The organism is Sphingopyxis sp. JAI108 (assembly GCF_013410105.1).
In the GTDB taxonomy this organism is placed as follows: Bacteria; Pseudomonadota; Alphaproteobacteria; order Sphingomonadales; family Sphingomonadaceae; genus Sphingopyxis; species Sphingopyxis chilensis.
The window spans coordinates 1,509,897-1,535,577 of the sequence record NZ_JACCCJ010000001.1; the positions used below are offsets into that span (position 1 = coordinate 1,509,897).

Below are 25,681 nucleotides of genomic sequence, written 5' to 3' on the forward strand. Positions count from 1 at the left end.
CCCGGTCGCGGGGCCCGTCCAGGAGCCGTAATGACGCAATCTTATCCCCTTCTTCCGCTGCGTGACATCGTCGTTTTCCCGCACATGATCGTGCCGCTGTTCGTCGGCCGCGACCGTTCGGTCGCCGCGCTCGAAGCCGCGATGGAAAGCGACAAGGAAATCTTCCTCGTCGCCCAGCTCGATCCGGGCGAAGACGATCCGCAGCGCGACGATCTCTACGACGTCGGCGTGATCGCGACGGTGCTTCAGCTGCTGAAGCTGCCCGACGGCACCGTCCGCGTGCTGGTCGAGGGCAAGGAGCGCGCGAAGCTGCTCGGCCTCGCCACCGAAGACAAGGCCGTGATGGCGAGCGTCAAGCCGATCGCCGACACCGCCGACGACAGCGTCGACACCGCCGCGCTGATGCGCTCCGTCGTCGACCAGTTCGAAAATTACGCCAAGCTCAACAAGAAGATGCCCGCCGAAACCGCGGTGCAGCTGTCGCAGATCGAGGACGCCTCGCGTCTCGCCGATTCGGTTGCGGGCAATCTCAACATCAAGGTCTCGGACAAGCAGGCCTTGCTCGTCGAGGATGCGCCGTCGAAGCGGCTCGAAATGGTTTTCGCCTTCATGGAGGGCGAGCTTGGCGTGCTGCAGGTCGAAAAGAAGATCCGCGGCCGCGTGAAGCGCCAGATGGAAAAGAGCCAGCGCGAATATTATCTCAACGAACAGTTGAAGGCGATCCAGCGCGAGCTCGGCAACGACAATGGCGAGGGCGGCGACGACCTCGCCGAGTTGCAGCTCAAGATCGACAGCCTCAAAATGTCGAAGGAAGCCAAGGCGAAGGCGCAGGCGGAGCTCAAGAAGCTGCGCGCGATGGCGCCGATGTCGGCCGAAGCCACCGTCGTGCGCAACTATCTCGACACGCTGATCGGCCTGCCGTGGGGCAAGAAGTCGAAGCTCAAAAAGGATATCGCCAAGGCGCAGGCTGTCCTCGACGACGACCATTATGCGCTCGAAAAGGTCAAGGACCGGATCGTCGAATATCTCGCCGTGCAGGCGCGCACCAACAAGCTGAAGGGCCCGATCCTTTGCCTCGTCGGCCCTCCGGGCGTCGGCAAGACCTCGCTCGGCCGCAGCATCGCGAAGGCGACGGGCCGCGAATTCGTGCGCCAGTCGCTGGGCGGCGTGCGTGACGAGGCCGAAATCCGCGGCCACCGCCGTACCTACATTGGCTCGCTGCCGGGCAAGATCGTGACCAACCTCAAAAAGGCCGGCACGATGAACCCGCTGTTCCTGCTCGACGAAATCGACAAGCTTGGCCAGGATTTCCGCGGCGATCCCGCCTCGGCGCTGCTCGAGGTGCTCGACCCAGAACAGAATGGCAAGTTCCAGGATCATTATCTGGAGGTCGACGTCGATCTGTCGGACGTGATGTTCGTGACCACGGCCAACTCGCTCAACCTGCCGCAGCCGCTGCTCGACCGCATGGAGATCATCCGGCTCGAAGGCTATACCGAGGACGAGAAGGTCGAGATCGCCAAGCTTCACCTGATCGCCAAGCAGGTCGAGGCACACGGCCTGAAAGACGGCGAGTTCGAGCTGACCGAAGAGGGACTGCGCGACCTGATCCGCTATTACACCCGCGAAGCGGGCGTTCGTACGCTCGAGCGCGAGATTGCGCGGCTGGCGCGCAAGGCGCTGCGCCGTATCCTCGAAGGCAAGGCGACCAGCGTCACTGTTACGCCGGAAAACCTCTCTGAATTCGCGGGCGTGCGCAAGTTCCGCCACGGCATGGGCGACCTCGAGGATCAGGTCGGTGCTGTCACCGGGCTCGCGTGGACCGAGGTCGGCGGCGAATTGCTGACGATCGAGGCGGTCACCGCGTCGGGCAAGGGCCAGGTGCGCACCACCGGCAAGCTCGGCGAAGTAATGACCGAGTCGGTTCAGGCGGCGCTGTCGTTCGTGAAGGCGCGCGCGCCCGCCTATGGCATCAAGCCCAGCCTGTTCGCGCGCAAGGACATCCACATCCATTTGCCCGAAGGCGCGGTGCCCAAGGACGGCCCGTCGGCGGGCGTCGGCATGGTCACAGCGATGATCTCGACGCTGACCGGGATCGCGGTCCGCCGCGATGTCGCGATGACCGGCGAAGTCACGCTACGCGGGCGCGTGCTCGCGATCGGGGGCCTCAAGGAAAAGCTGCTCGCCGCGCTGCGCGGTGGCATCAAGACGGTGCTGATCCCCGAGGAAAATGAAAAGGACCTCGTTGAAATCCCGGCGAATATCACGAGCGGGCTGAAGATCATCCCCGTCAGCCATGTCGATCAGGTGCTGGCCGAGGCGCTGGTGTCGCCGGTCGTGCCCATCGAATGGACCGAGGCCGACGAGCTCGCCGCGTCGCCGCCGGTACACCCTGGAAGCGACCCCGAAACGGCGATTCGGCACTAAGGGGCCGCCGCTTGATGGCGTTTCACCCCAAATTCGTCGCAAAATCGATGTTTTGGGACGTTTTTCGCCCTTTTTTGCTTTGACAAGACAGGGGCAAACATCGTTAGTGGCGCGCCATGGCTTCGGGCCATGAGAATCATTCAACCATAATGCAGGGGTTCCTTAGGCATGAACAAACAAGACCTGATCGCCGCCGTCGCCGATTCGAGCGGCCTGACCAAGGGTGATGCCAGCAAGGCCGTGGAAGCCGTCTTCGACGCGATCACGGGTTCGCTGAAGAAGGGCGGCGAAGTCCGTCTCGTCGGCTTCGGCACCTTCGCGGTCAGCAAGCGCAAGGCATCGACCGGTCGCAACCCGCGCACCGGCGAAACGATGACCATCGCGGCGTCGAACCAGCCGAAGTTCAAGGCCGGCAAGGCCCTCAAGGACGCCGTCAACTAAGTTGGCCCGCGCCTTTTGGTAAAAACATCTCGGGCCGCGGCGCAAGCTGCGGCCCGATTTGTATTTGTGCGTGAAGATCGAGCAAATGCCCGTTGCAATCATCGCCGCAGCGGCTATGGACGTCCGGCTTTCGAAGCTTGGACCCCGGTTCAGGTCGGAACGGGCGCGTAGCTCAGCGGTAGAGCACACCCTTCACACGGGTGGGGTCACAGGTTCAATCCCTGTCGCGCCCACCATGGCCCCACGGGCCGTGGCGGAACCAATACCGGGGCTGACCCGCCCATTCATCGCCTATTCAATGCTTTCGCGTTAGAGAAACGGCCATGACCCGCACCCTGACCCTTTCGATGATCTCCGCCCTGCTCCTGTCGGCAGGGTCGCCCGCGATCGCCCGCGGCGATCGCGACCAGGACCATCTGCGTCAGGCGGCCGCACAGGGACAGGTGGTGCCGCTGGGCAAGCTGATCGCCGACATCCGTTCGCGCCCGCCCTATGACGACATGACCTATCTTGGCGGACCGCAGTTCGATGCCGGGCGGATGATCTACAAGCTCAAGTTCATGGACGGCAGCCAGGTCGTCGTCGTCTATGTCGATGCCCGCACCGGCCGGATCGTCGGCCGCAAACCCTGACAATTCCAGAGCCCGCACGTTTCGTCGCAACGAGATTTTGCGATGAACGTTCGGACTTGATACACAGTCGAAACATGCGGCCGTCCTGTTCGGTTTCGCAAAGGAAAGGCGCCTGAATGCGGATTTTGATTGTCGAGGACGAACCCACGCTGGGCCCGCAGCTCAAGGCGACGCTGGAGGGGGCGGGTTATGCCGTCGATCTCGCGACCGATGGCGAGGACGGGCATTTCCTGGGTTCGACCGAAACCTATGACGCGGCGATCCTCGATCTCGGCCTCCCCGAAATCGACGGGCTGACCGTGCTCGACCGCTGGCGCCGCGAAAAGCGGAATTTTCCGGTGCTCGTCCTGACCGCGCGCGACAGCTGGTCCGACAAGGTGGCCGGGCTGGATGCGGGTGCCGACGACTATCTGGCAAAGCCCTTCCAGACCGAGGAATTGATCGCGCGGCTGCGCGCGCTGATCCGCCGCGCTTCGGGCAACGCGTCGAGCGAGTTGATCGCGGGCGACGTTCGCCTCGACACGCGGTCGGGCCGCGTCACGCTCGCCGGAGAGCCGGTGAAGCTGACCGCGCAGGAATATAAATTGCTGTCCTATCTGCTCCACCACAAGGGCAAGGTCGTGTCGCGCACCGAACTGATCGAGCATATCTACGATCAGGATTTCGACCGCGATTCGAATACGATCGAGGTGTTCGTCACGCGCATTCGCAAAAAGCTCGGCGCCGATATCATCACGACGATCCGCGGGCTGGGCTACCAACTCGACGATCCGCAATAGACCATGTCAAAGGCCGACGTCGCCCCGGCGGTCGAAACCGGCCCGGACGCGGCAACCAAGCCCCTAGCCACGCCGAACCGGATCACGGGCTCGCTGGCGCGGCGCATGATCGCGATTGCGGCGCTCTGGATTTCGGTGCTGCTGATCGGCGGCGGTTTTGCGCTCGATCAGGTGCTGAAGACCGCGATCACGCGCAATTTCGATTCAGGCCTCGAATATGTGCTGATCGCGATGATCCGCTCGTCGGAGATCGGGCCCGACGGCGAGGTGCGGCTGATCGAGCCGCTCGGCGACCAGCGTTTCCTCGAACCGTACAGCGGCCTCTATTGGCAGATCAGCGGCGGCAACCAGGAACCCTATCGCTCGCGTTCGCTGTGGGAACGGACGCTGAAGGCGCCGGCGCCGCATATCGATAACCAGATCCACACCTATGACAGCAACCAGTTTCCCGACGAGGAATTGCGGGTGCTCGAACGCAATGTCATCCTGCCGGGAAGCAGGACCAACTGGCGGTACCAGATCGCGCAGTCGCGCGAGGCGCTCGATGCACAGGTCAGCGCGGTCCGGCAGACGCTGATCCCCAGCCTCGCGCTGCTCGGGCTCGGCCTCATCATCCTCGCGGCGCTCCAGACCTTCTACGGCCTCTGGCCGCTGCGCCATATCCGCCGCGCGATCGCGGCGATGCGCGGCGGGCAGAACCGCCGGGTCGATGCGCCCCTGCCGCTTGAGGTGCAGCCCATGGTCGACGAACTCAACGCGCTGCTCGCGCATAACGAGAAACAGGCCGAGGAGGCGCGGCTTCACGCAGGCAACCTCGCCCACGCGCTGAAGACGCCGCTCACCGTCCTCGTCAACAGCGCAACCAGTTCGAATAGCGAGCTTGCCGAAACGGTGCGGCGTGAGGCGGCGACGATGCAGCGGCAGGTCGACCATCACCTTGCGCGCGCGCGCGCCGTCGGACGACGCGGCGCGGCGCAGGCGCGCGCGGTGGTGCGCGACAGCGTCGAAAGCGTCTCGCGCGCGGTCGCCGCGCTCTACCCCGACGTGCGGCTCGATGCCGCGGGTGACAAGGACCTCATCGCGCGCGTCGAGCGGCAGGACCTCGACGAACTCATCGGCAATCTGCTCGAAAATGCCGCGAAATATGGCGGCGGCAGCATCTTCGTCACGATCGGGCGCGCAGGCGATATGGCCGAGATACTGGTCGAGGACGATGGCGCCGGCATCTCGCCCGCCGACCGGTCGCGAATCTTCGACCGCGGCGTGCGGCTCGACAGCGGCAAGCCCGGCACCGGACTCGGACTTGCGATCGTGCGCGACGTCGCGGAGATTTACGGTGGCAATATTGTGCTGGAAGAGAGCGAGGATCTGGGCGGATTGCTCGTCCGGCTGCGGCTACCGGCGGGGTAGGGGCCGGTTGCTTTGGGGTGGGGAGCGGACGGTGCGTAACTCACCTTCGTCACCCCGGACTTGATCCGGGGTCCACAGCTACCGTTGCGTCCATGGATCCCGGATCAAGTCCGGGATGACGATGATAGATCGGGCAGCCTTAGGTCGAAACCCGACGTCAGGCCGCCGTCACGTCCAATCCGCGCTGCACGCCTGACCGTGCGAGCCCCGCATCCAGCCAGCGCTGGACATGCGCAAAGCGATCGAACCCGACGATCTCGCGTGCTTCGTAAAAACCGATCAGGTTGCGAACCCAGCCGAGCAGGGAGATGTCGGCGATGCTGTAATCATCGCCCATGATCCATGCCAGGTCCTCGAGCCGCGCGTCGAGCACGCCGAGCAACCGCGCCGATTCGGCCGCGTAGCGGTCGCGCGGGCGCTTGTCCTCATATTCACGGCCGGCGAATTTGTGGAAGAAGCCGAGCTGGCCGAACATCGGGCCGACGCCGCCCATCTGCCACATCACCCACTGGATCGTCTCATAACGCATCGCGGGATCGGCCGAAAGGAACCGTCCGCTCTTGTCGGCGAGATAGATCAGGATCGCGCCCGATTCGAACAGGGCGAGCGGCTTTCCGCCGGGCCCCGCGGGGTCGTAGATCGCCGGGATCTTGCCGTTCGGATTGAGCGCGAGGAACGCCGGGTCATGGCTTTCGTTCGCCATGATATCGATCCGGTGCGGTTCATAGGGAAGGCCCGTCTCTTCGAGCATGATCCCCACCTTCACGCCGTTCGGCGTCGGCGCCGAAAAAAGCTGGAGCCGGTCCGGATGCTGTGCGGGCCAGCGCGCGAAGATCGGGTGATCGAGGGTCATGCGCTCTGCTCGCGCTTTGCCTGCTGGTGATGGCGGATCACCTCGTCGATGATGAAGCGCAGGAACTTCTCGGTGAAATCGGGGTCGAGGTCGGCGTCGCGGGCCAGCGCACGCAGCCGTTCGATCTGGCGCTCCTCGCGGCCGGGGTCGGCGGGGGGCAGGCCTTCGCGTGCCTTCAGTTCGCCGACCGCCTTGGTCACCTTGAACCGCTCGGCGAGCATATAGACGAGCGCCGCGTCGATATTGTCGATGCTCTGACGGTAACGGCTCAGCTGATCGTCCATGGGTACGCGGCTCCTCTTAGCTCCGGCACGCTTGGCACCGGCGGGGGGCGTCATGCAAGCCGAAAGTCGTTGCAAATTTGTGGCCCTCCAGCCAAGGGTCGCCCCGTCATGACTGCCGAAATCCACCAGCTGCACGGCGACCGTCCGCCCTCGCTCGACCCGATGATGGCGCTCGTCGCCGCCGACATGAACGAGGTGAATTCGGTCATTCTCGACCGGATGCAGTCCGAAGTGCCATTGATCCCCGAACTTGCGGGGCATCTGATCGCAGGCGGCGGCAAGCGGATGCGCCCGATGCTGACATTGGCGTGCGGCAAGCTGCTCGACTATCCGGGGCGGCGGCATTGCAAGCTCGCCGCAGCGGTCGAGTTCATCCACACTGCGACCCTGCTCCACGACGATGTCGTCGACAAGTCGGACCTGCGTCGCGGCCGCAAGACCGCGAACATGATCTGGGGCAACAGCGCCTCGGTGCTCGTCGGCGACTTCCTGTTCAGCCGCGCGTTCGAGGTGATGGTCGAGGACGGTTCGCTCAAGGTGCTCAAGATCCTGTCGCGCGCGTCGGCGGTGATCGCCGAGGGCGAGGTCAACCAGCTCTCGGCGCAGCGACGGATCGAGACGAGCGAGGATCAGTATCTCGCAATCATCAACGCGAAGACCGCCGAACTGTTCGCCGCCGCGTGCAAGATCGCCGCGGTGGTTGCCGAGCGCGACGAGGCGACCGAAGCCGCGCTCGACGCTTATGGGCGCAATCTCGGCATAGCCTTCCAGCTCGTCGACGATGCGATCGATTATGTTTCGGACGCCGAAACGATGGGGAAGGGCGTCGGCGACGATTTTCGCGACGGCAAGGTCACCTTGCCTGTCATCCTCGCATACGCCCGCGGCAGTGCCGAGGAACGTGAATTCTGGAAGCAGGCGATCGTCGGCCACCGGACCTCGGATGAAGATCTCGCCTACGCGACGTCGCTGCTCCACAAACATGATACGATCATCGACACGCTCGCACGCGCGCGTCATTATGGACAGCGCGCGGTTGACGCGATCGGCGGCTTCCGCGCCAGCCAGGCGAAATCGGCGCTGACCGAAGCGGTCGCATTCGCGGTCGCGCGCGCTTATTGAGCGTTCCGGGGACAGAAGCGATCCGATGACCGTTTCGCTGCCGATCGATGCCGTGCTGCCCGATATCATGGCGGCGCTGGTGCTCAAGCCCAACGCCGTCGTCGTCGCGCCGCCGGGCGCAGGCAAGACGACGCGTGTCGCCCCCGCGCTGCTCGACCAGCCTTGGTGCACGGGGGCGGTGTGGCTGCTCTCGCCGCGCCGCCTCGCGGCGCGCGGTGCGGCCGAACGGATCGCCGAGGAGATGGGCGAGGCGGTCGGCGGGCGCGTCGGCTATGCGACGCGGCTCGACAGCAAGCAGTCGGCGGCGACGCGGCTGCTGGTGATGACGCCGGGGCTCTTCCGCAACCGCATCCTCGCCGACCCGGAGCTTCAGGGCGTGTCGGCGGTCTTGTTCGACGAGGTCCACGAACGCAGTCTCGACGGCGATTTCGCGCTGGCGCTGGCGATCGACGCGCAGCAGGGGCTCCGCGACGACCTCCGCATCGTTGCCATGTCGGCAACGCTCGACGGCGCGCGTTTCGGGGCCTTGCTGGGCAATGCGCCGGTGGTGAAGAGCGAAGGCAAGATCTGGCCGCTCGATCTCCGCCATATCGGCCGGCGCGCCGAAGACCGGCTCGAAGCGTCGGTGCTCGCGGCGGTGCGGCAGGCGCTCGCCGACGAAGCCGAAGGCGACATCCTCGCCTTCCTGCCCGGCGCGGCCGACATCGAACGCGCGGCGACGGCGGTCGAGGACGCACGCCTGCCGCTCGCCCTCCATCGCCTCCACGGCCAGATCGATCCGGCGCTCCAGCGCAAGGCGCTCCTCCGCGATGAGGAGGGGCGGCGCAAGTTGATCCTCGCGACGAGCATCGCCGAAACCAGCCTGACGATCGACGGCGTGCGCATCGTCATCGACGCCGGCCTGTCGCGGCGCCCGCGCTTCGACAAGGCGGCCGGCATCGCCCGCCTCGTGACCGAACGCGCGAGCCAGGCGTCGGCGACGCAGCGCGCGGGCCGCGCGGCGCGGCAGGGGCCGGGCGTCGCCTATCGCCTGTGGGAAGCGGCGGCGACCGCGGGCATGCCGCCGTTCGATCCGCCCGAAATCCACGAGAATGACCTGATGCCGGTGGTGCTCGACTGCGCGAGCTGGGGGATCGTCGATCCGCGCCAATTGGGCTGGCTCGACCCGCCGTCACCCGCCGCGATTGCCGAAGCGAAGACGCGGTTGCAGGCGATCGGCGCGCTCGCCGACGATGGCCGGATCACCGCGCACGGCAAGGCACTCGCCGCGATCCCGCTGCCGGTGCCGCTCGCGCACATGCTGCTCGACGCGGCGCGTGCGGGCGAGGGCGAGATGGCCGGTCGGCTCGCGGTACTGCTCACCGAGCCCGGACTCGGCGGCCGCGGGGTCGATGTCGAGGCGCGGCTTGGGCGCTGGCGCGGGCAGCGCAATGAACGCTCGGAGGGCGCGTGGCGCCTTGCGCGGCGGTTCGCAACGATCGGCGAGAAACTGGCGTCGGGGGCGGGCGACATGCTGCCGCGCTCGATCGGCGGCTGGATCGCGACCGCATGGCCCGACCGCGTCGCGCGGCAGCGCGCGGGACAGCGCGGCGAATATCTGAGCGTCGGCGGCCGCGCCTATCGCATCGACCCGGTCGATCCGCTTGCGGGCAGCGAATGGCTCGCGATAGCCGATGCGCAGGGACATGCGGCGGGGGTGCGTATCCTATCCGCGGCGCCGATCGCGGGGGCCGAGGTCGAGGCGCTGTTCGCCGATCGCATCGTCCAGCATTCGGCGAGCAGCTATGACGCCGCGAACGACCGCGTCGATCATCGCCGCGAGCGGCGGCTCGGCGCGATCGCGCTGACGAGCGGGCAGGCGGGCCGCGGCGAAAATGCCGAGGACGATGTTGCGGTGCGGATGGAAGCGGTGCGGGGCAAGGGGCTCGGGCTGATCGGCTGGGGGCCGGTGTCGCAGGCGCTGCGCCAGCGGGCATCCTTCGCCGGGCTCGATGCGCTGTCGACCAGCGCGCTCGGCGATAGCCTCGAAATCTGGCTCGAACCGTTGCTCGCCGGCTGCCGCGGACTGCGCGACATCGGCGACCGCAGGCTCGCCGACGCGCTGATGGGCCTGCTCGACTGGCCCGCCCGGAAATTGCTCGAAAAACATGCCCCCGCCGATTATGCGACCCCGGCGGGCAGCCGGCACCCGATCGACTATGGCGCCGATGGCGGGCCGACGGTCAGCGTGCGCGTGCAGGAACTTTTCGGGCTCGCGCGCCATCCGGCGGTCGGTGACCCGCCGGTGCCGCTGGTCCTTGCGCTCACCTCGCCCGCGCACCGGCCGATCCAGACGACGCGCGACATCGAATCCTTCTGGAGCGGGAGCTGGCACGATGTCGCGCGCGAGATGCGCGGGCGCTATCCCAAGCATAGCTGGCCCGACGATCCCGCGGCGGCGCGCCCGACCCTGCTCACCAAAGCGGCGCAGGCGCGGCGCGATGCGCAATAGGCCCCTTTTCGCGGACGCCGCTTGCCGCTAAGGCGGCGGCACAGGCACCAGTTGACAGGACGACCCCGATGAAAGCGCGTATCTTCCAGAAGCCCAAGAATGCCATGCAGTCGGGCCGCGCCGGGACGCAGCGCTGGATGCTGGAATTCGCGCCTGCCGAAGCGCGCAAGGCCGACCCGCTGATGGGCTGGGCGGGTAGCGGCGATACGCAGCGCCAGCTGCGCCTGGGTTTTGCGAGCCGCGAAGCGGCGGTCGCTTATGCTCAAAAGAACGGGATCGAGGTCGAGGTGATGCCGACCCCCGAGCGCCGCCTGAAAATTCAGGCCTACGCCGACAATTTCCGCTAAGTTTTAGGCAAAAGCTTCGTCATTACGACCCCGGCGAAAGACGGGGGAAGCAATCCAGGGCGGTTTAAGCTACTCTGGATTGCCGCGTCGCTGCGCTTCTCGCAATGACGGGATTGGTTACTCGGCGTCCGGCTGCAACAGCTTGTGCAGATGGACGACGACATATTTCATTTCGGCATCGTCGACCGTGCGCTGTGCGGCGCTGCGCCACGCCTTTTCGGCCGATTTATAGTCGGGATAGAGGCCGACGACATCGAGGTTGGCGAGGTCGACGAAATCGAGACCCTGCGGATCGCTGACGCGTCCGCCGAACACGAGGTGCAATTTGCTCATGGCTGCTTTCCTTGCGGGTTAGCGCGGGGAGGGGAGAATGGCGCGCGCCCTACCAGTGCTTTGCCCTAACGGCAAGTACAGCTCACTCCTCGTCCTTGCGAACGCCCTTGGGCAGCAGCGAACCGAGAAGGGCGCCGATCGCGACGGCCCCGGCGACGAGCGCGAGCGGCTGCTTTTCGGCTACGTCCTTCAGCTTGCTGTTCGCACGCTTGGCCTGAACCTTGCCCTTTTCATACGCTTCGCCGGCGGCTTCGCGCGCGATGCCGGCCTGTTCGCCAGCCTTTGCAGCGAATTCCTCGGTCGCAGCGCGGGCACGGCCATAGCCGTCCTGGATGCGTGCCTTCGCCGCTTCGGCGGTCAGGCGCGCGTTTTCGGCGGTTTTCTCCGCAAGTTCACTCGCTTTTGCACGCGTTTCGCGCGCGGTTTCACCGAACGGCTTCATCATCTTCCTCCACATTTTCGATGTCATTCTCGTCCGCCGGTTCATCGGCAGAGCGAAAATGATCGGCGACGTCTGTCGCCAGGTCCTGGATCTTCTTCACCAGGCGCGGCGCATGTTCCCTGATCGGCTCGCGCAGCATCCACGCGAGGCCCGCCGCGGCGGCGATCGCGATCGGCAGGCGGTTGTCGCGAAATTGCTGCTGCACCGCATGCGCGGCGTCATCGACCTTTTCGCCGATGCGATATTTGCCGCGATCGACGAGCGCGGCGGGTCGGAGCGCGGCTTTCGCGACGTCGAGCCGCCGGTACAGTTCGCCGCGCTGGAGCATCGAGCGTCGCGCCGCCGCGATCAGGCGATTACGCATCCGCGCCATCGTCGATCCCCTCATTGGTCAGGTCGCGACGGAGCGCGGTCCGAATGTCGCCATAGCTGCGATGGGCGCGCCAGCCGGCGAAGCCCGCCACGACCAGCAGAACGGCCACCACGATCAAGGTCGCGGCGAACGGCCCGACATGTGGTGCGAGCGCGAGGATTGCGCCAAAGGCGAGTGCCAGCATCGCGATGCCCAAGGCGCATGCGGCGATCGTGCCCCATGCTGCGGTCCATGTCGTTCCATGCAGCGCCAGTTCGCCGCGTGCCTCGAGCAGGGCAAGCTCTGCCTTCGCCGTCGCCGAGAGATTGTCGACGACATCGCCGACAATCTTTTCCAGCGGAACGGGAGGCGGCGCAACGGGGCGTCCATCCGGCGCATAGCCGTGACTTATGCCGTCAAAGCGATGCTCATCGGGCGACGGGATGTTTGGATCGGAAGATGCCAAGGTCCTGTCAATCGTTGGAGTTGCCCTTGAGCATGCGGGCGAGCACGAAGCCGATCATCGTGGCAGCGCCGACGGCGATCGCAGGGTTCTTCTTGACCATGTCGCGGGTCGATGCGGCGAGCTCGTCGAGATCCTTCTTGTCGAGTGTGGTGGCGAGGCCGGCGACGGTCGAAGCCGCCGATCGGGCATAGTCGCCATATTGCTTGCCGAATTTGCTGTCGACGGTGCCGGCGCTGTCCTCGAGCAACTTGGCGAGGCTGCCGACGGCTTCGGCCGCCTTGTCCTTGCCCTTGGTCGCGGCGTCGCGCGCCTTAGTCGAGGCCTGGTTCTTGAGCGTCGTCGCTTCCTGCTTCAGCGACGCCGCCTTCTTGGAGGCTTCGGATTTGATGGTCTCGCGCGTCGCGGCGAGCTGGTCGCGGATCGGATGGTCCTTGGCGGCCTTCACGGTGGCGGGCTTGCGGGCGGGCGCGGCCTTGGTGGCTGCCGGCTTCGCGGGTGCCTTGGGACGGGGAGCTGCGGCTTTCTTCGTCGCGGGAGTAGCGGCTTTGGCCATCATTTAGTCCTCTTCTGTCGTGTCGGGCGCCGCGCGGGCGGGCAACCTCTCTTGGTCCTGCTAGATATATAGCAAGGCGCGCCTAATGGTTCCATCCCCGCGCAAAATTCCTATGCAGCGGTTGCACTAACGTCACCCTGCCGATAACAGGCGGGCGCCTTTCTCCATCGGCCAGTTTCCGGCCGCCAGCAGGACGATTTTCATGACCGCCATCATCGACATCCACGGCCGCGAAATCCTCGACAGCCGCGGCAATCCGACCGTCGAAGTCGATGTCCTTCTGGAAGACGGCAGCTTCGGCCGCGCGGCGGTGCCCTCGGGCGCCTCGACCGGCGCGCACGAAGCGGTCGAACTGCGCGATGGCGACAAGGGCCGCTATCTTGGCAAGGGCGTGACGAAAGCCGTGGCGGCGGTCAACGGCGACATCGCCGAGGCGCTGATCGGCCTTGATGCCGAGGACCAGCGCGAACTCGACATGGCGATGATCGACCTCGACGGCACCGCGAACAAGAGCCGCCTCGGCGCCAACGCGATCCTCGGCGTCAGCCTCGCCGCCGCAAAAGCGGCAGCGGACGCGCGCGGTCTGCCGCTCTATCGCTATGTCGGCGGCGTGTCCGCGCGCACGCTTCCCGTGCCGATGATGAACATCATCAACGGCGGCGAACATGCCGACAATCCGATCGACGTGCAGGAATTCATGATCATGCCCGTCGGCGCCGGCAGCATCGCCGAAGCGGTGCGCTGGGGCAGCGAAATCTTTCACACGCTGAAGAAGGGCCTGTCGGCGAAGGGCCTTGCCACCGCGGTCGGCGACGAGGGCGGTTTCGCCCCGAACCTCGCTTCGACCCGCGCCGCATTGGATTTCATCGCCGCGTCGGTCGATCAGGCCGGCTTCAAGCTCGGCACCGACGTCGTGCTCGCGCTCGATTGCGCCGCGACCGAGTTTTTCAAGAACGGCAAATATGAGATCAGCGGCGAGGGGCTTTCGCTGAGCCCCGAGCAGATGGCCGAATATCTTGCCGCGCTCGTCAAGGATTACCCGATCAAGTCGATCGAGGACGGGATGGGCGAGGACGACTTTACGGGCTGGAAGGCGCTTACCGACCTCGTCGGCGACAAGTGCCAGCTCGTCGGCGACGACCTGTTCGTCACCAACCCGCTGCGCCTCGAGCAGGGGATCAAGGACGGTCTCGCCAACTCGCTGCTCGTCAAGGTCAACCAGATCGGCACGCTCAGTGAAACGCTCGACGCGGTCGATATGGCGCACCGCGCGCGCTATACGGCAGTGATGTCGCACCGCTCGGGCGAGACCGAGGATTCGACGATCGCCGACCTCGCGGTCGCGACCAACTGCGGCCAGATCAAGACCGGCAGCCTCGCGCGTTCGGACCGGCTGGCGAAGTACAACCAGCTGATCCGCATCGAGGAAGAGCTGGGCGACATGGCGCGCTATCCGGGCGCGTCGATTTTCGGCTGATCGCAAAGCTGAGGAAAACTGCGTGCTGACGGCTTGACGCCACGAATCAACTCTGATTCAAGGGCCGGAATGACGCAGCGCCACAAATTCCGCAAATCGATGAGCCGGGCCACCGGCCCGGCCATTGCGGTGATGGTCGTGCTGGCGATGATCGGCTACATCATCTTCGGTCCGACCGGGCTTTATGCCTGGGGCGATTACGGCCAGTCGGTCGAAAAGAAGCGCGTCATATTGAGCGAGCTGACGAGGAAGCAGAACGAGCTTCAGAACCGCGTCAACCTGCTCGACCGGCGGCGCGTCGACCCCGACCTTGCCGAGGAATATGTGCGCGAGAAACTGGGCGCCTATCACCCCGACGAGGTGATCATTCCGATGGAACCCGAGGCGAAGCGCTGAGGCTCTTTTCGGCGGCTTAGCCGCGTTTATGCTGCATACGTAGGTTGGTGCCGTCCCCTGCCATGGTGGGCGTTGCCAAGTGCGGCGCCGCTCTCCTATAGGGAGCCTTGCCGTAACGGCTAAATGCAAAGGAACCCGTCTTGGCCAAAGCACCTGCGCGCACCTCCCCCGCGCCGAAAAAGACCGCCTCCACCCCGGCCCCCGCGACCAATCGCGAGATGCCCCGCGACCCCGCGCCCTATGACGCGACGCCGGAGGAACTCGAGAAATTCTACCGCGAAATGCTGCTGATCCGCCGCTTCGAGGAAAAGGCGGGGCAGCTCTACGGTCTCGGACTGATCGGCGGTTTCTGCCACCTCTACATCGGCCAGGAAGCCGTTGCGGTCGGCTTGCAGTCGGCGCTCGACGGCGACAAGGACAGCGTGATCACGGGCTACCGCGACCACGGCCATATGCTCGCCTATGGCATCGATCCCAAGGTGATCATGGCCGAGCTCACGGGACGCCAGGCCGGCATCTCGAAGGGCAAGGGCGGCTCGATGCACATGTTCAGCGTCGAGCATAAATTCTATGGCGGCCACGGTATCGTCGGCGCGCAGGTGTCGCTCGGCACCGGCCTTGCCTTCGCGCACAAATATCGCGGCGATGGCGGGGTGGCGATGGCCTATTTCGGCGATGGCGCCGCGAACCAGGGCCAGGTCTATGAAAGCTTCAACATGGCCGAGCTGTGGAAGCTGCCGATCATCTTCGTGATCGAGAACAACCAGTATGCGATGGGCACCTCGGTCAACCGCGCGTCGGCCGAGGACCAGCTCTATCGTCGCGGCGAAAGCTTCCGCATCCCCGGCATGCAGGTCGACGGCATGGACGTGCTCGCGGTGCGCGGCGCGGCCGAAGCGGCGCTCGAATGGGTGCGCGCGGGCAAGGGCCCCGTGCTCATGGAGCTCAAGACCTATCGCTATCGCGGTCACTCGATGTCCGACCCCGCCAAATATCGCAGCCGCGAGGAAGTGCAGGCGGTGCGCGACAAGTCGGACGCGATCGAGCACCTCAAGAAATTGATGACCGACGCCGGTGTCAGCGAGGACAAGATCAAGGATATCGACAAGGAGATTCGCCAGGTCGTTGCGGAATCGGCCGACTTCGCCGAAAGCGCGCCCGAACCCGAACTTTCCGAACTTTATACCGACGTGCTGGTGGAGCAATATTGAGATGGCCATCGAATTGAAGATGCCGGCGCTGTCGCCGACGATGGAAGAGGGCACGCTCGCCAAGTGGCTCGTCAAGGAAGGCGACACGGTGAAGTCGGGCGACATCCTCGCGGAGATCGAGACCGACAAGGCGACGATGGAATTCGAAGCGATCGACGAAGGCACGATCGGCCAGATTCTGGTCGCCGAGGGCACCGACAATGTGAAGGTCGGCACCGTGATCGCGACGATCGCGGGCGAGGGCGAAGCGGCTGCCGCTCCGGCGCCCGCGCCTGCTGCCGCGCCCGAGCCCAAGGTTGAAGCCCCGGCTCCCGCATCCGCTCCGGCTGCGGCGGCGGAAAAGCCCGCAGCTACCGAGCGTGCCTCGGATCCCGCGATCCCCGAAGGCACCGCGATGGTGAAACTCACCGTCCGCGAAGCGCTGCGCGACGCGATGGCCGAGGAAATGCGCGCCGACGACCGCGTCTTCGTGATGGGCGAGGAAGTCGCCGAATATCAGGGCGCGTACAAGGTCACGCAGGGGCTGCTCCAGGAATTCGGCGCGAGCCGCGTCGTCGATACCCCGATCACCGAATATGGCTTCGCCGGGCTCGGCGCGGGGGCGGCGATGGGCGGCCTCAAGCCCATCATCGAGTTCATGACCTTCAACTTCGCGATGCAGGCGATCGACCACATCATCAACTCGGCGGCGAAGACCAACTATATGTCGGGCGGCCAGATGCGCTGTCCGATCGTCTTCCGCGGCCCCAACGGCGCCGCAGCGCGCGTCGGCGCGCAGCACAGCCAGAACTACGGACCGTGGTACGCCAGCGTCCCCGGCCTGATCGTGATCGCGCCCTATGACGCCGCCGATGCCAAGGGGCTGATGAAGGCGGCGATCCGCACCGAGGATCCCGTCGTCTTCCTCGAAAACGAACTGCTCTACGGTCGCAGCTTCGAGGTTCCAGACGTCGAGGATTTCGTCCTGCCGATCGGCAAGGCGCGGATCATGCGTCAGGGCAGCGACGTCACCATCGTCAGCTATTCGATCGGCGTCGGTCTCGCGCTCGAAGCCGCCGACCAGCTCGCTGGCGAGGGGATCGATGCCGAGGTGATCGACCTGCGCACGCTGCGTCCGCTCGATACCGCCACGGTGCTCGCCAGCCTCAAGAAGACGAACCATCTCGTCGTCGTCGAGGAAGGCTGGCCGGTCTGCTCGATCGCCAGCGAACTCGCGATGGTCGCGATGGAGCATGGCTTCGACGATCTCGACGCGCCCGTCATGCGCGTGTGCAACGAGGACGTGCCGCTGCCCTATGCGAACAATCTCGAAAAGGCCGCGCTCGTCGACACGCCGCGCGTCGTGAAGGCGGTCAAGGCGGTCCTCAATCGCGCCTGACGATCCGGAGACGGCGTTCTACCCCGACATGCGCGATCCGCGCGTCATGGTCGCCGTGCCGCACCCGCGGCGCGCGGTCATGGCGGCGCTGTGGGCGCTCGCCGCGCGGCTGACGAAGCTGCTCATCGACGCGCGTGAACCGCTGATCGGCCAGATCAAACTCGCCTGGTGGCGCGACATGATGGTGATGCTCGCGAATGACCCCGCCGCGCTGCCCAAGGGCGAGCCTTTGCTTGCCGAGCTTCAGACGAGCTGGGCGGGGCAGGGGGGGCTCGCCGCGCTCGTCGATGCTGCCGAAGCGATGTTGCTGGCCGAGAGCGATGCCGAGCGGCACACCGCGGCCGAAAGCTTCGGCACGCACCTCTTCGCGCTTTCCGGCGGTACGGAGGCGGGCGCTCGCCGCTGGGGCCTTCTTTGGGGTGCCGGCATCGTCGAGGCCGAAACGGACGCGCGGCGCCTTTTGGACGAGGCCAAAAACTGCGCGGCGCCGGCACCGCGCCACTTCGGCGGCAACCGCGCGCTGCTGATGCTCGATCGCTGGGCCGGATCGATCGCGCGCCACGATGGCAAGCGGGATTTGCGCGGCGAAGGGCTCCTGCTCCTGCGCATCGGGCTTTTCGGCCGCTGATCACTAAAAATGCGGCGGGGGTGGAAATGACGTCGCCGACCATCTATCTTGGGCAGAACAAATAGGGTCGCAGGGGACATCTGCATGTTCAACGGGCTGGTCGCCTATCTCGATTCGATCAAGGCACGCGATCCGGCGCCGCGGTCGCGCTGGGAAATTCTCCTCTATCCGGGCCTGCTCGCGGTGGGCCTGCACCGCATCGCGCACTGGTTGTTCGAGGCGCGGCTGTTTTTCCTCGCGCGTTTCGTCAATCACCTCTCGCGCTTCCTGACCGCGATCGATATCCATCCGGGTGCGACGATCGGTCGACATCTGTTCATCGACCATGGTTTCGGCGTCGTGATCGGCGAGACTGCCGAGATCGGCGATAATGTCTCAATCTATCAGGGCGTGACGCTCGGCGGCACCGATCCCGCCAATGGCATCGGTGGCAAGCGCCACCCGACGCTCGCCGACGATGTCATCGTCGGTTCGGGCGCGCAGATCCTCGGCCCCGTCACCGTCAGCGCGCGTGCGCGCGTCGGCGCCAATGCGGTGGTGACGAAGGATGTGCCCGAGGGCGCGGTGATGGTCGGCATCCCGGCGCGCTCGACTTTGCTCGACGCGACCGAATATGCGCGCGAATTCGTGCCCTATGGCACGCCATGCAGCGAAACCTTCGACCCCGCGACGCAAAAGGTCGAACTGCTGCAATGCCAGCTCGACCTGATGCAGAAGCAGCTCAAGGCGCTGCTCGAAGATCGCCACATTGCAGAGGATGAAGCGCCGCGGCGCAAGGGGACCCGGAATCGCGCCTGATGGGGACGGTGACGCCCCTGCCGTTCCATAATCGGACGGTACCGCTTCAGACCGGCTTCGAGCGTCCCGAGCTCATGCGCATCCTCGACCTTTACGGCCGCATGGTCGCCGCCGGGCATTGGCGCGACTATGCGATGGATTTCCACCGTGACGCCGCGATCTTCTCGGCCTTTCGCCGCGCCGCCGAACGCCCCGAATATCGCATCGAAAAACGCCCCGCCTTGCGGAGCCGGCAGGGCATGTGGGCCCTTGTCTCCGAAGCGGGGGCGATATTGAAACGCGGCGACGAGCTGGCCAATGTGCTCGCGCCCGTCGAACGCAAGCTGATGAAGCTGGTCGGGGACTGACGCCGACGACCCGGAACGGTGAGTGTGGATCAGGTCTTTTTTCCTGGCCTGACCCACACCCGTTCCTCCGCCCGCAGGGGAGCTCTTGATCAGGCCGCCGCGAGGCGCCTGAGCCTTTTGTCGTCGCCCAGCAGCACTGTCGGGCTGCCGTGCGCCTTGCGGCGTTCGACCCAGTCGCGCAGCAATTCGGCGCAGCTGTGGTCGAGCCCCGACAGCTGGCCGCAGTCGATCGTCACCGGCTTGTCGCGCGGGATCGCGCCCAGCGTGTCTTCCAGCTTGGGAAGCTGGACAAAGGTCGCCGCGCCCGACAGGCGAACGCGCGCGCCTTCCGCATTGTCCGAATGATCCACCTTGAGCCGCAGGCGGCGCACATGGGGGATGAGTTCGACGAGCGAGAAGAGGATGCCGACGATCACGCCGGTGAGCAGGTCGACCGCCACCACGAGCACCAGCGTCGTCGCCCAGATCACCACCGGCAGCACGCCATGGTGCTTGAGCAGTTCGCGCGCATGGTCGAGCTTGACCAGCCGCCAGCCGGTCACGACGAGCACCGCGCCCAGCGTCGCCATCGGCATGGCGCGCATCACCGACGGCAGCAGCGCGACGAACGCGAGGATCCAGACGCCGTGCAGGATCGTCGAGCGGCGCGACACCGCACCGGCCTGGACGTTGGCCGAGCTGCGGACGATGACGCCCGTCATCGGCAGCGCGCCCGCGCCGCCGCACAGCATGTTGCCGACACCTTGCGCGCGCAGTTCCTTGTTGAAGTCGCTGCGCGGACCGTCGTGCATCTTGTCGACCGCCGCTGCCGACAGCAGCGTCTCGGCGCTGGCGATGAAGGCGACCGCGACGGCGGCGGCGATGATTTCGGGCGTCAGCCAGCCGGCGAAGGACGCCGGCGGGGTGATCGCGGCGAGGATCGAATCCGGCACCTCGACGCGCGCGACATTCATGTTCAGCACCAGCGATACGACCGTGCCCGCGACGACACCCAGCAGGGCGCCGGGAACGAGGCGCAGCGATTCGGGGCGCCATTTTTCCCATGCGATCATGACGCCGATCGTGATGCCGGCGATCAGCAGCGCGAGCTCGGCGCCGCCGGGGCTGGCGGGATCGAGCCCGAGCAGGCGTCCCGGCATGGCGGCGATATTTTCAAGCCCGCTGGCCAGCGGTTTGGCGTCGAACAGGACGTGGAACTGGCCGATAACGATCAGCACGCCGATGCCCGCGAGCATCCCGTGCACGACGGCGGGCGAAATCGCGCGGAACCAGCCGCCCAGTTTCATCACGCCGGCAATCAGCTGGACCGCCCCCGCGATGAGCAGGATGGGGCCGAGTGCCTCGACCCCTTGCGTACGGATCAATTCGAAAACGATCACCGCAAGGCCGGCGGCAGGGCCGCTGACCTGGAGCGGCGATCCGGCGATCGCACCGACGACGATTCCGCCGATAATGCCCGTTATCAGGCCTTTTTCGGGCGGGAGGCCGGATGCGACGGCGATGCCCATGCACAGCGGCATCGCGACGAGAAACACGACGATCGACGCCGCGAAATCGCGCGAAAAGCCGCTGGCCGAGCTGGCGGGGAGAGCCTGGCTTGCCATGATCAGGCGGCCTTCGCCTGACCTGCGTGCATCGCAAGGCGCTGGCCCGCTGCAAGCGCCACGGGCAACGGATCCTCGTCGCGGATCGGCACGAACTGGCCGCTGGCGCCATCAAGCCCCATCACCGCGCCGAGGTGGATGTCCACGAACCAGCCGTGCAGCGAAATCTCGCCGCGCGCGATGCCGGCGGCGACCGACGGGTGGGTGCGCAGGTGGGCGAGTTGGACGACGATATTTTCCAGGCTTGCGGCGCGGACAAGGCCCGCATCGTCAAGGTCGGAATAGCCGGTTCGCACGACATGCTCGGCGGCGTGGCTGTGGCGCAGCCAGGCCGCGACATTGGGCATGCCTTCGGTCATGTGCGGGTTCATCAGCGCCTTCATCGCGCCGCAGTCCGAATGGCCGCAGACGATGATGTCGCGCACGCCGAGCGCGGCGACGGCATATTCGACCGTCGACGACACGCCGCCGTTCTGCGTCGCAAAGGGCGGGACGATGTTGCCGGCGTTACGGCAGACGAACAGGTCGCCGGGTTCGGCCTGCATGATATGTTCGGGCACGATGCGGCTGTCGGCGCAGGAGATCATCAGCGCCTTGGGGCTCTGGCCGTCGGCGACGAGCTTGGCGAACAGGTCGTTGCGGCTGGGGAAGACGCGCTTTTCGAAATCGAACACGCGTCCGATAAGGTCGTTCATGAAACCACTCCTTGCTGGTTGGTTTCACGCACATGGCGATCGAACTTTGCTGCGGTGCAGCGTTAATGTAACGAAATGTTTCTCAGGCGGCGGGAAGACGCAGGCGTGCGGCCAAACCGCCGAGATGGCTCTGGCCAAGCTCGAGCGAGCCGCCGTGCATCCGCGCGATGCGCTCGACGATTGACAGGCCGAGCCCGAAACCGCCGGTGTCGCGCGTCCGAGCGCTGTCGAGCCGGGCAAAGGGCTGGACGGCTTCTTCGCGCAGATGTTCGGGAATGCCGGGGCCGTCGTCGGCCACTTCTATTTCGATCGTCCGGCCGCCGCTACGCAGCCGCACCTCGATTTCGTCCCCGAAGCGCAGTGCATTGCCGAGCAGGTTGAGGAGCGCGCGCTTGATCGCGATACCGTGCACCGACAGCACCAGATGGTCGGGCCCGGCATAGCGGACGCGATGTCCCCGGTCGCTCGCCTCGTCGGCGGCGGTCGCGCACAGGACCGCGATGTCGGTCGGCGCCACGGGCTCGGTCGGATTGTCGATGTCGCCCGAAAGATAAGCGAGCAGCGAGTCGATCATCCGCTCCATCTCGCCGATATCCTGCTCCATCGCCGCTTCGACGGCCGGGTCCGCGATGCTGTCGGCGCGCAGCCTGAGCCGGGCGAGCGGGGTGCGAAAATCGTGCCCCACCGCCGCGAGCGCCTGCGTCCGGTCGGCGATCATCGCCGTGATGCGGTGCTGCATGTCGTTGAAGGCGCCGATGACGCTCCGCACCTCGGCCGGGCCGCGCATCGGGACATCGACGAAATCGCGCTGGCCGATCGTTTCGGCCGCGCGCTGGAGGTCGCGGAGCGGGCGCAGCGTGTGCCGGATCAACAGGCTGGCAAGCAGCACGAGCGCGACGGCCGGGACCAGCGTCTGGAGCGTTCGGCCGAGCGTCAGGTCGAGTTGGCGGATATGGTCGCGCGCGCTGAAACTGACCCAGCTGCCGTCATTCAGCCGGATCGCGCCCGATATCGTGCTGTGGAGCCCCGGCGACTGGAGATAGAGGCGCAGGTCGCGTTCCTGTATATCAGGTTCCCAGGCAAGGATCTGGCGCGTGATCTGGTTCAGTTTCGGCGACACCGGCGGCGGATTGACCAGCCGGTCCTGCCAGACGAGATGATAGCGCGTCGTCGTGAGTTCCGACGCCACCGTATCGCGCTCGGATCGCGGTGCTTCCTCGATCAGCTTGCCCGACAGGACGAGATGCTCGGCAAGCCGCCGCGCCTTGTCGCCGTTGATCGAAAACTGGCTCGCGCGCTCATAGAGAAAGATGCTTGCGGCGCTTTCGAGCAGCACCGCGGCGAACAGGATCGCGACGATCTGCCCGAACAGGCCGAAGCCCCGCTTTTCGAACAGGCTCAAAGCCGCTCCACCGGGACGTTCAGCATATAGCCGATGCCGCGAACGGTCACGATCGGCGCGGGCTGTCCGGGGCTCGACAATTTGCGTCGCAGGCGGCTGATCAGAACGTCGATGCTGCGGTCCGAACTGTCGCCGAGGCGGGTGCGCGACAGTTCGATCAATCGCTCGCGCGCGATCACGCGCTGGGCGTTGTCGCACAGGCTGACCAGCAGGTCGAATTCGGCGCCCGTCAGTTCGACCGCGGCGCCGCCGGGCGAGGTCAGCTGGCGCCGCGGCAGGTCGGCGGTCCAGCCGTCGAAGCGGATCTGGCCGCGCTCGCGGTCCGCCTGCGGCCGCTCGATCGCGTGGCGCCGCAGCACCGCGCGGACGCGCGCGACCAGTTCCCGGACGCCGAAGGGTTTGGCGAGATAGTCGTCGGCGCCGAGTTCGAGGCCGACGATCCGGTCGGTCTCGGTCCCTTTCGCAGACAGGAAGATGATCGGGACGTCGCTCGTCCGCCGCACTTCGCGGCAGATGTCGATTCCCGACGTGCCGGGCAGCATGATGTCGAGCAGCAGCAGGTCGGCGGGGGCCGCGCGCAGCGCGTCCCACATCTGCGGCGCGGTGCCGGCGGTGCGAACGATATAACCATGTTCCTGCAGCGCGCGCGCGGTCAGGGTTCGGATCGGAGGATCATCCTCCACCATCAATATGTTCGGCGGTGTCATTGCTTCACCTGGGAGAGGGGCTTCAAATTCCTTGGCCCGGACCCGCCCGTCCGTGCCGGTTTGCGAAAGTGCAGCGACGCCTTGCCGTTCGGGCCTGGCGAATACGCGGTCCACAGGATGCACGGCCCTGCGGATCCGCGCCTCTCTTATCGTGCCTCACCGTTCAGGCAAGGGGGCGAATCGTTTCCCCGCGCCCGGCGCTTGGCGCGGGCGCAACGAAAGGGGCCCCGACCATCCGGCCGGGGCCCCCGAAAACCGGCTTCCAGGTAAGGAAACCGGCGTGCCGTTCGGATCGCCTATCCGTGTGCGGCCGCACCCGCCGTGCGAAGGGTCGCCGGCAACTGGTTCGCCAGATGGTCGGGCAGCAGGCCGACAACCACCGCGCGCGCGTTCTGCCAGAAGGCCGAAAGCAGCAGCAGCGCCGACCCGATCACGAATGCCGTCAGCGCGACATTCAGCTCGACCGCGCCAAAGGTGCGGAACAGCTCGGTCAGCGCGAAGAGCACATAGGCGAGGGCGGAGACGAGCAGCGCGCGGCGGTCGATCGCCAGCGCGATCAGGCCGAAGAGAATATAGACGCCGATCACCAGAACCGCTGCACCGCTGCCGATATTGCCCCCGTCGGTAACGCCGAGCAGATGGAAGATCGGGTGCGCGATCATCGGCGCCGCGAGCAGGTGGAGCCAGAAGGCGACGTCGCTGCGGCGCGTCTGGCGCACGCGGTCGCTGCGGTCCCACCACATGGCGAGCGTGAAGACGCCGATCCCGGCGATCAGCACCAGCACCATCGGCAGCGTGCCGTCGGGGCTGGGCATTCCGGTGATCGCGAGCACGAGCGCCACCGCGGTCGCGGCGAGCGCGGCGGTCCCGGCGGCGACGGTGATCGGCACCATGAAGCGCTTCCAGTGCGCCCAGGCCGCTCCGGCGGTGACCATCGCCATCGCGCCGATCAGGATCGCGCCGACGGTTTCGCTGGGACTGTGCCCGAAAATATCCTCGCCATGACGGACGAGGAAGCCCACCATCGTCGCGAAGACACCGCCGGCAAAGGCGAGGACGAGAACGATGCTGGGGAGTGCCATGCGGCGTTTGCGGGTGAAATATTCGGCGAGGAACCACGCTGACGCGGCGACGAAGGCGCCACCGAGCGCAGTATGGATCGACGCGCCGATCCAGCCCACCGCGACGAGCAGGATGACAGCCGCGATGCTGACGAAAATATCGTTGAAGCCGGTGATGAGGCGGAATGATTCCTCATCCGCTCCGGGGGCGGCGCGCACCGATGCGATATGCGAGCGGAATGCCAATGCGGCCTCCGGCGTCAATACCTTTGCATCGACCGCAGCTTGCAGGTCGCTTTCACTATACATCGGGGTCGTCCTTCTGTCCGATCCCCTTGCCCCAAGGCGCTTCTAGCAGAACTGTATTAGTGTCGCAACACAATAAATCAGGCAAAGATCTGCGCCGAGGTCAGCCGCTCTTTCTGCGCGGCGGTAATCCGCTTCACCAGCAGATAGGCAAGCGGGTAAAGGACGAGGCCGGTGGCGGTGGAAGCTGCATCGATTTCCAGCGCCGTCCGGACCTCTTCGGGCGTGTCGGCACGCAGGCTCAACCGGAAGGAAATGTTGCCGGCGATGCTCATGACCAGCCAGGCGGCCCACCACGCGCGGAGCAGCCAGTTGCCTTCGTCGATGGAATTGGCGTCGCGGCCATGGCTGGCGTTGTAGATCTGCCGCATCGCGCCATAGGGTTTGAACAGGTTGGCGATCGGTACGAACAGCCATCCCACCGCCCAGCCCGGGCTATAATCGAAGCCCACGGTTTGGGCGGCGACGATGTTCGCTGCGGCGCGGTAAATCCACAGGCTGAAGACGACATAGGTCGCGATCAGCAACAGCATGTAGCTGAGGATGACCAGGCCATAAAGCATCTCGGCCTGTGTCAGTTGTTCGCTTTCGAGGCTTATGATGCCATTGCGTTCGGCGATCTGGCCGGCGAGCGTCGCAACGCTCACCAACAGTCCGCCGATCAGCATCACCTCGACGATCCTCGCCCGCCGCTGAAGCAGGTCGATCCCGTCACCGAGGCTCATCTCCGCCATATATC

General features: G+C 65.9%; 28 protein-coding genes and 1 tRNA gene. 16 read left to right on the forward strand and 13 right to left on the reverse strand.

The window, feature by feature from the left end; translation table 11 throughout:
• Nucleotides 1–30: 30 nt before the first annotated feature.
• From lon to HDC29_RS07300, 6 genes are all read left to right on the forward strand, one after another.
• Nucleotides 31–2,427 carry an endopeptidase La gene (gene lon, locus HDC29_RS07275; protein WP_179495771.1) on the forward strand — a complete coding sequence of 799 codons (2,397 nt, stop codon included), beginning with the start codon at nt 31–33 and terminating at the stop codon, nt 2,425–2,427.
• Between the two features lie 168 nt (nt 2,428–2,595).
• Complete coding sequence (locus HDC29_RS07280; protein WP_037510426.1) at nt 2,596–2,868, forward strand: HU family DNA-binding protein; 273 nt, start codon at nt 2,596–2,598, stop codon at nt 2,866–2,868.
• A gap of 161 nt (nt 2,869–3,029) precedes the next feature.
• A tRNA-Val gene (locus HDC29_RS07285) sits at nt 3,030–3,104 on the forward strand.
• 87 nt (nt 3,105–3,191) lie between these two features.
• A complete protein-coding gene (locus HDC29_RS07290) occupies nt 3,192–3,500 on the forward strand; it encodes a PepSY domain-containing protein (RefSeq protein ID WP_179495773.1) in 309 nt (102 codons plus the stop codon).
• A gap of 116 nt (nt 3,501–3,616) precedes the next feature.
• A complete protein-coding gene (locus HDC29_RS07295; RefSeq protein ID WP_037557905.1) occupies nt 3,617–4,279 on the forward strand; it encodes a response regulator transcription factor in 663 nt (220 codons plus the stop codon).
• A 105-nt stretch (nt 4,280–4,384) separates the two neighbouring features.
• Nucleotides 4,385–5,689: a HAMP domain-containing sensor histidine kinase gene (locus tag HDC29_RS07300; protein WP_179497330.1), complete on the forward strand. Its 1,305-nt coding sequence runs from the start codon at nt 4,385–4,387 to the stop codon at nt 5,687–5,689.
• Between the two features lie 157 nt (nt 5,690–5,846).
• Here HDC29_RS07300 and HDC29_RS07305 read toward each other — a convergent pair whose 3' ends face one another.
• Complete coding sequence (locus HDC29_RS07305; protein ID WP_179495775.1) at nt 5,847–6,542, reverse strand: glutathione S-transferase N-terminal domain-containing protein; 696 nt, start codon at nt 6,540–6,542, stop codon at nt 5,847–5,849.
• Nucleotides 6,539–6,826 carry a chorismate mutase gene (locus HDC29_RS07310; protein WP_179495777.1) on the reverse strand — a complete coding sequence of 96 codons (288 nt, stop codon included), beginning with the start codon at nt 6,824–6,826 and terminating at the stop codon, nt 6,539–6,541. Before HDC29_RS07310 ends, HDC29_RS07305 begins: the two co-directional genes overlap by 4 nt.
• Before the next feature lie 108 nt (nt 6,827–6,934).
• Here HDC29_RS07310 and HDC29_RS07315 point away from each other — a divergent pair, with 108 nt between their 5' ends.
• The 3 genes from HDC29_RS07315 to HDC29_RS07325 all read left to right on the forward strand — a co-directional run bounded on the left by HDC29_RS07315 (nt 6,935) and on the right by HDC29_RS07325 (nt 10,786).
• Complete coding sequence (locus HDC29_RS07315; protein ID WP_179495779.1) at nt 6,935–7,948, forward strand: polyprenyl synthetase family protein; 1,014 nt, start codon at nt 6,935–6,937, stop codon at nt 7,946–7,948.
• Nucleotides 7,949–7,973: 25 nt separating this feature from the next.
• Entirely contained in the window at nt 7,974–10,439 is a 2,466-nt protein-coding gene (gene hrpB, locus HDC29_RS07320; RefSeq protein WP_179495781.1) for an ATP-dependent helicase HrpB, read from the forward strand.
• Nucleotides 10,440–10,507: 68 nt separating this feature from the next.
• The gene (locus tag HDC29_RS07325; RefSeq protein WP_179495783.1) at nt 10,508–10,786 is read left to right on the forward strand and encodes an ETC complex I subunit; all 279 of its coding nucleotides are present in this window, start codon (nt 10,508–10,510) and stop codon (nt 10,784–10,786) included.
• Nucleotides 10,787–10,903: 117 nt separating this feature from the next.
• Here the strand turns inward: HDC29_RS07325 and HDC29_RS07330 are convergent, their stop codons facing one another.
• From HDC29_RS07330 to HDC29_RS07350, 5 genes are all read right to left on the reverse strand, one after another.
• Entirely contained in the window at nt 10,904–11,119 is a 216-nt protein-coding gene (locus HDC29_RS07330; protein WP_168953058.1) for a DUF4170 domain-containing protein, read from the reverse strand.
• An 82-nt stretch (nt 11,120–11,201) separates the two neighbouring features.
• Nucleotides 11,202–11,564: a hypothetical protein gene (locus HDC29_RS07335; protein WP_257018091.1), complete on the reverse strand. Its 363-nt coding sequence runs from the start codon at nt 11,562–11,564 to the stop codon at nt 11,202–11,204.
• The gene (locus tag HDC29_RS07340; RefSeq protein ID WP_257018092.1) at nt 11,545–11,925 is read right to left on the reverse strand and encodes a hypothetical protein; all 381 of its coding nucleotides are present in this window, start codon (nt 11,923–11,925) and stop codon (nt 11,545–11,547) included. Before HDC29_RS07340 ends, HDC29_RS07335 begins: the two co-directional genes overlap by 20 nt.
• Nucleotides 11,918–12,379: a phage holin family protein gene (locus tag HDC29_RS07345; protein WP_179495786.1), complete on the reverse strand. Its 462-nt coding sequence runs from the start codon at nt 12,377–12,379 to the stop codon at nt 11,918–11,920. The genes HDC29_RS07340 and HDC29_RS07345 overlap by 8 nt, the downstream gene beginning before the upstream one ends.
• 7 nt (nt 12,380–12,386) lie before the next feature.
• The gene (locus HDC29_RS07350) at nt 12,387–12,935 is read right to left on the reverse strand and encodes a hypothetical protein (RefSeq protein WP_257018093.1); all 549 of its coding nucleotides are present in this window, start codon (nt 12,933–12,935) and stop codon (nt 12,387–12,389) included.
• A gap of 199 nt (nt 12,936–13,134) precedes the next feature.
• On the opposite strand from HDC29_RS07350, the gene eno reads away from it, so the two are divergent.
• From eno to HDC29_RS07385, 7 genes are all read left to right on the forward strand, one after another.
• Nucleotides 13,135–14,409 (forward strand): phosphopyruvate hydratase, encoded by a 1,275-nt coding sequence (gene eno / locus HDC29_RS07355; RefSeq protein WP_179495787.1) that lies wholly within the window; start codon nt 13,135–13,137, stop codon nt 14,407–14,409.
• 69 nt (nt 14,410–14,478) lie between these two features.
• Nucleotides 14,479–14,805 carry a septum formation initiator family protein gene (locus tag HDC29_RS07360; protein WP_179495788.1) on the forward strand — a complete coding sequence of 109 codons (327 nt, stop codon included), beginning with the start codon at nt 14,479–14,481 and terminating at the stop codon, nt 14,803–14,805.
• A gap of 140 nt (nt 14,806–14,945) precedes the next feature.
• On the forward strand, nt 14,946–16,016 hold the full coding sequence (gene pdhA / locus HDC29_RS07365; protein WP_179495789.1) for a pyruvate dehydrogenase (acetyl-transferring) E1 component subunit alpha: 1,071 nt from the start codon (nt 14,946–14,948) through the stop codon (nt 16,014–16,016).
• Between the two features lies 1 nt (nt 16,017).
• Nucleotides 16,018–17,394, forward strand: a complete 1,377-nt coding sequence (locus HDC29_RS07370) for a pyruvate dehydrogenase complex E1 component subunit beta (RefSeq protein WP_179495790.1) — start codon at nt 16,018–16,020, stop codon at nt 17,392–17,394.
• Nucleotides 17,395–17,422: 28 nt separating this feature from the next.
• Nucleotides 17,423–18,022 carry a hypothetical protein gene (locus HDC29_RS07375; protein ID WP_257018094.1) on the forward strand — a complete coding sequence of 200 codons (600 nt, stop codon included), beginning with the start codon at nt 17,423–17,425 and terminating at the stop codon, nt 18,020–18,022.
• Nucleotides 18,023–18,106: 84 nt separating this feature from the next.
• On the forward strand, nt 18,107–18,820 hold the full coding sequence (gene epsC, locus HDC29_RS07380; RefSeq protein ID WP_179495791.1) for a serine O-acetyltransferase EpsC: 714 nt from the start codon (nt 18,107–18,109) through the stop codon (nt 18,818–18,820).
• Nucleotides 18,820–19,167 (forward strand): DUF2794 domain-containing protein, encoded by a 348-nt coding sequence (locus HDC29_RS07385; RefSeq protein WP_179495792.1) that lies wholly within the window; start codon nt 18,820–18,822, stop codon nt 19,165–19,167. Before epsC ends, HDC29_RS07385 begins: the two co-directional genes overlap by 1 nt.
• Before the next feature lie 89 nt (nt 19,168–19,256).
• On the opposite strand, the gene HDC29_RS07390 is transcribed toward HDC29_RS07385, so the two are convergent.
• The 6 genes from HDC29_RS07390 to HDC29_RS07415 form a co-directional block, all read right to left on the reverse strand.
• Nucleotides 19,257–20,771 carry a SulP family inorganic anion transporter gene (locus HDC29_RS07390; protein ID WP_179495793.1) on the reverse strand — a complete coding sequence of 505 codons (1,515 nt, stop codon included), beginning with the start codon at nt 20,769–20,771 and terminating at the stop codon, nt 19,257–19,259.
• 2 nt (nt 20,772–20,773) lie between these two features.
• Nucleotides 20,774–21,466 carry a carbonic anhydrase gene (locus HDC29_RS07395; RefSeq protein WP_179495795.1) on the reverse strand — a complete coding sequence of 231 codons (693 nt, stop codon included), beginning with the start codon at nt 21,464–21,466 and terminating at the stop codon, nt 20,774–20,776.
• 82 nt (nt 21,467–21,548) lie between these two features.
• Nucleotides 21,549–22,868, reverse strand: a complete 1,320-nt coding sequence (locus tag HDC29_RS07400; protein WP_179495797.1) for an ATP-binding protein — start codon at nt 22,866–22,868, stop codon at nt 21,549–21,551.
• Complete coding sequence (locus HDC29_RS07405; RefSeq protein ID WP_179495799.1) at nt 22,865–23,575, reverse strand: response regulator; 711 nt, start codon at nt 23,573–23,575, stop codon at nt 22,865–22,867. Before HDC29_RS07405 ends, HDC29_RS07400 begins: the two co-directional genes overlap by 4 nt.
• Nucleotides 23,576–23,871: 296 nt before the next feature.
• The gene (locus tag HDC29_RS07410; protein ID WP_179495801.1) at nt 23,872–24,945 is read right to left on the reverse strand and encodes a hypothetical protein; all 1,074 of its coding nucleotides are present in this window, start codon (nt 24,943–24,945) and stop codon (nt 23,872–23,874) included.
• A 77-nt stretch (nt 24,946–25,022) separates the two neighbouring features.
• Complete coding sequence (locus HDC29_RS07415; protein ID WP_179495803.1) at nt 25,023–25,676, reverse strand: DUF4328 domain-containing protein; 654 nt, start codon at nt 25,674–25,676, stop codon at nt 25,023–25,025.
• Nucleotides 25,677–25,681: the final 5 nt, after the last annotated feature.

What these genes read in the sequence shown, in the direction of transcription:
- lon (WP_179495771.1), top strand. Translation starts at nt 31, where the DNA reads ATGACGCAATCTTATCCCCTTCTTCCGCTGCGTGACATCGTCGTTTTC.
- HDC29_RS07280 (WP_037510426.1), top strand. Translation starts at nt 2,596, where the DNA reads ATGAACAAACAAGACCTGATCGCCGCCGTCGCCGATTCGAGCGGCCTG.
- HDC29_RS07290 (WP_179495773.1), top strand. Translation starts at nt 3,192, where the DNA reads ATGACCCGCACCCTGACCCTTTCGATGATCTCCGCCCTGCTCCTGTCG.
- HDC29_RS07295 (WP_037557905.1), top strand. Translation starts at nt 3,617, where the DNA reads ATGCGGATTTTGATTGTCGAGGACGAACCCACGCTGGGCCCGCAGCTC.
- HDC29_RS07300 (WP_179497330.1), top strand. Translation starts at nt 4,385, where the DNA reads ATGATCGCGATTGCGGCGCTCTGGATTTCGGTGCTGCTGATCGGCGGC.
- HDC29_RS07305 (WP_179495775.1), bottom strand. Translation starts at nt 6,542, where the DNA reads ATGACCCTCGATCACCCGATCTTCGCGCGCTGGCCCGCACAGCATCCG.
- HDC29_RS07310 (WP_179495777.1), bottom strand. Translation starts at nt 6,826, where the DNA reads ATGGACGATCAGCTGAGCCGTTACCGTCAGAGCATCGACAATATCGAC.
- HDC29_RS07315 (WP_179495779.1), top strand. Translation starts at nt 6,935, where the DNA reads ATGACTGCCGAAATCCACCAGCTGCACGGCGACCGTCCGCCCTCGCTC.
- hrpB (WP_179495781.1), top strand. Translation starts at nt 7,974, where the DNA reads ATGACCGTTTCGCTGCCGATCGATGCCGTGCTGCCCGATATCATGGCG.
- HDC29_RS07325 (WP_179495783.1), top strand. Translation starts at nt 10,508, where the DNA reads ATGAAAGCGCGTATCTTCCAGAAGCCCAAGAATGCCATGCAGTCGGGC.
- HDC29_RS07330 (WP_168953058.1), bottom strand. Translation starts at nt 11,119, where the DNA reads ATGAGCAAATTGCACCTCGTGTTCGGCGGACGCGTCAGCGATCCGCAG.
- HDC29_RS07335 (WP_257018091.1), bottom strand. Translation starts at nt 11,564, where the DNA reads ATGATGAAGCCGTTCGGTGAAACCGCGCGCGAAACGCGTGCAAAAGCG.
- HDC29_RS07340 (WP_257018092.1), bottom strand. Translation starts at nt 11,925, where the DNA reads ATGCGTAATCGCCTGATCGCGGCGGCGCGACGCTCGATGCTCCAGCGC.
- HDC29_RS07350 (WP_257018093.1), bottom strand. Translation starts at nt 12,935, where the DNA reads ATGATGGCCAAAGCCGCTACTCCCGCGACGAAGAAAGCCGCAGCTCCC.
- eno (WP_179495787.1), top strand. Translation starts at nt 13,135, where the DNA reads ATGACCGCCATCATCGACATCCACGGCCGCGAAATCCTCGACAGCCGC.
- HDC29_RS07360 (WP_179495788.1), top strand. Translation starts at nt 14,479, where the DNA reads ATGACGCAGCGCCACAAATTCCGCAAATCGATGAGCCGGGCCACCGGC.
- HDC29_RS07370 (WP_179495790.1), top strand. Translation starts at nt 16,018, where the DNA reads ATGGCCATCGAATTGAAGATGCCGGCGCTGTCGCCGACGATGGAAGAG.
- HDC29_RS07375 (WP_257018094.1), top strand. Translation starts at nt 17,423, where the DNA reads ATGCGCGATCCGCGCGTCATGGTCGCCGTGCCGCACCCGCGGCGCGCG.
- epsC (WP_179495791.1), top strand. Translation starts at nt 18,107, where the DNA reads ATGTTCAACGGGCTGGTCGCCTATCTCGATTCGATCAAGGCACGCGAT.
- HDC29_RS07385 (WP_179495792.1), top strand. Translation starts at nt 18,820, where the DNA reads ATGGGGACGGTGACGCCCCTGCCGTTCCATAATCGGACGGTACCGCTT.
- HDC29_RS07390 (WP_179495793.1), bottom strand. Translation starts at nt 20,771, where the DNA reads ATGGCAAGCCAGGCTCTCCCCGCCAGCTCGGCCAGCGGCTTTTCGCGC.
- HDC29_RS07395 (WP_179495795.1), bottom strand. Translation starts at nt 21,466, where the DNA reads ATGAACGACCTTATCGGACGCGTGTTCGATTTCGAAAAGCGCGTCTTC.
- HDC29_RS07405 (WP_179495799.1), bottom strand. Translation starts at nt 23,575, where the DNA reads ATGACACCGCCGAACATATTGATGGTGGAGGATGATCCTCCGATCCGA.
- HDC29_RS07410 (WP_179495801.1), bottom strand. Translation starts at nt 24,945, where the DNA reads ATGTATAGTGAAAGCGACCTGCAAGCTGCGGTCGATGCAAAGGTATTG.
- HDC29_RS07415 (WP_179495803.1), bottom strand. Translation starts at nt 25,676, where the DNA reads ATGGCGGAGATGAGCCTCGGTGACGGGATCGACCTGCTTCAGCGGCGG.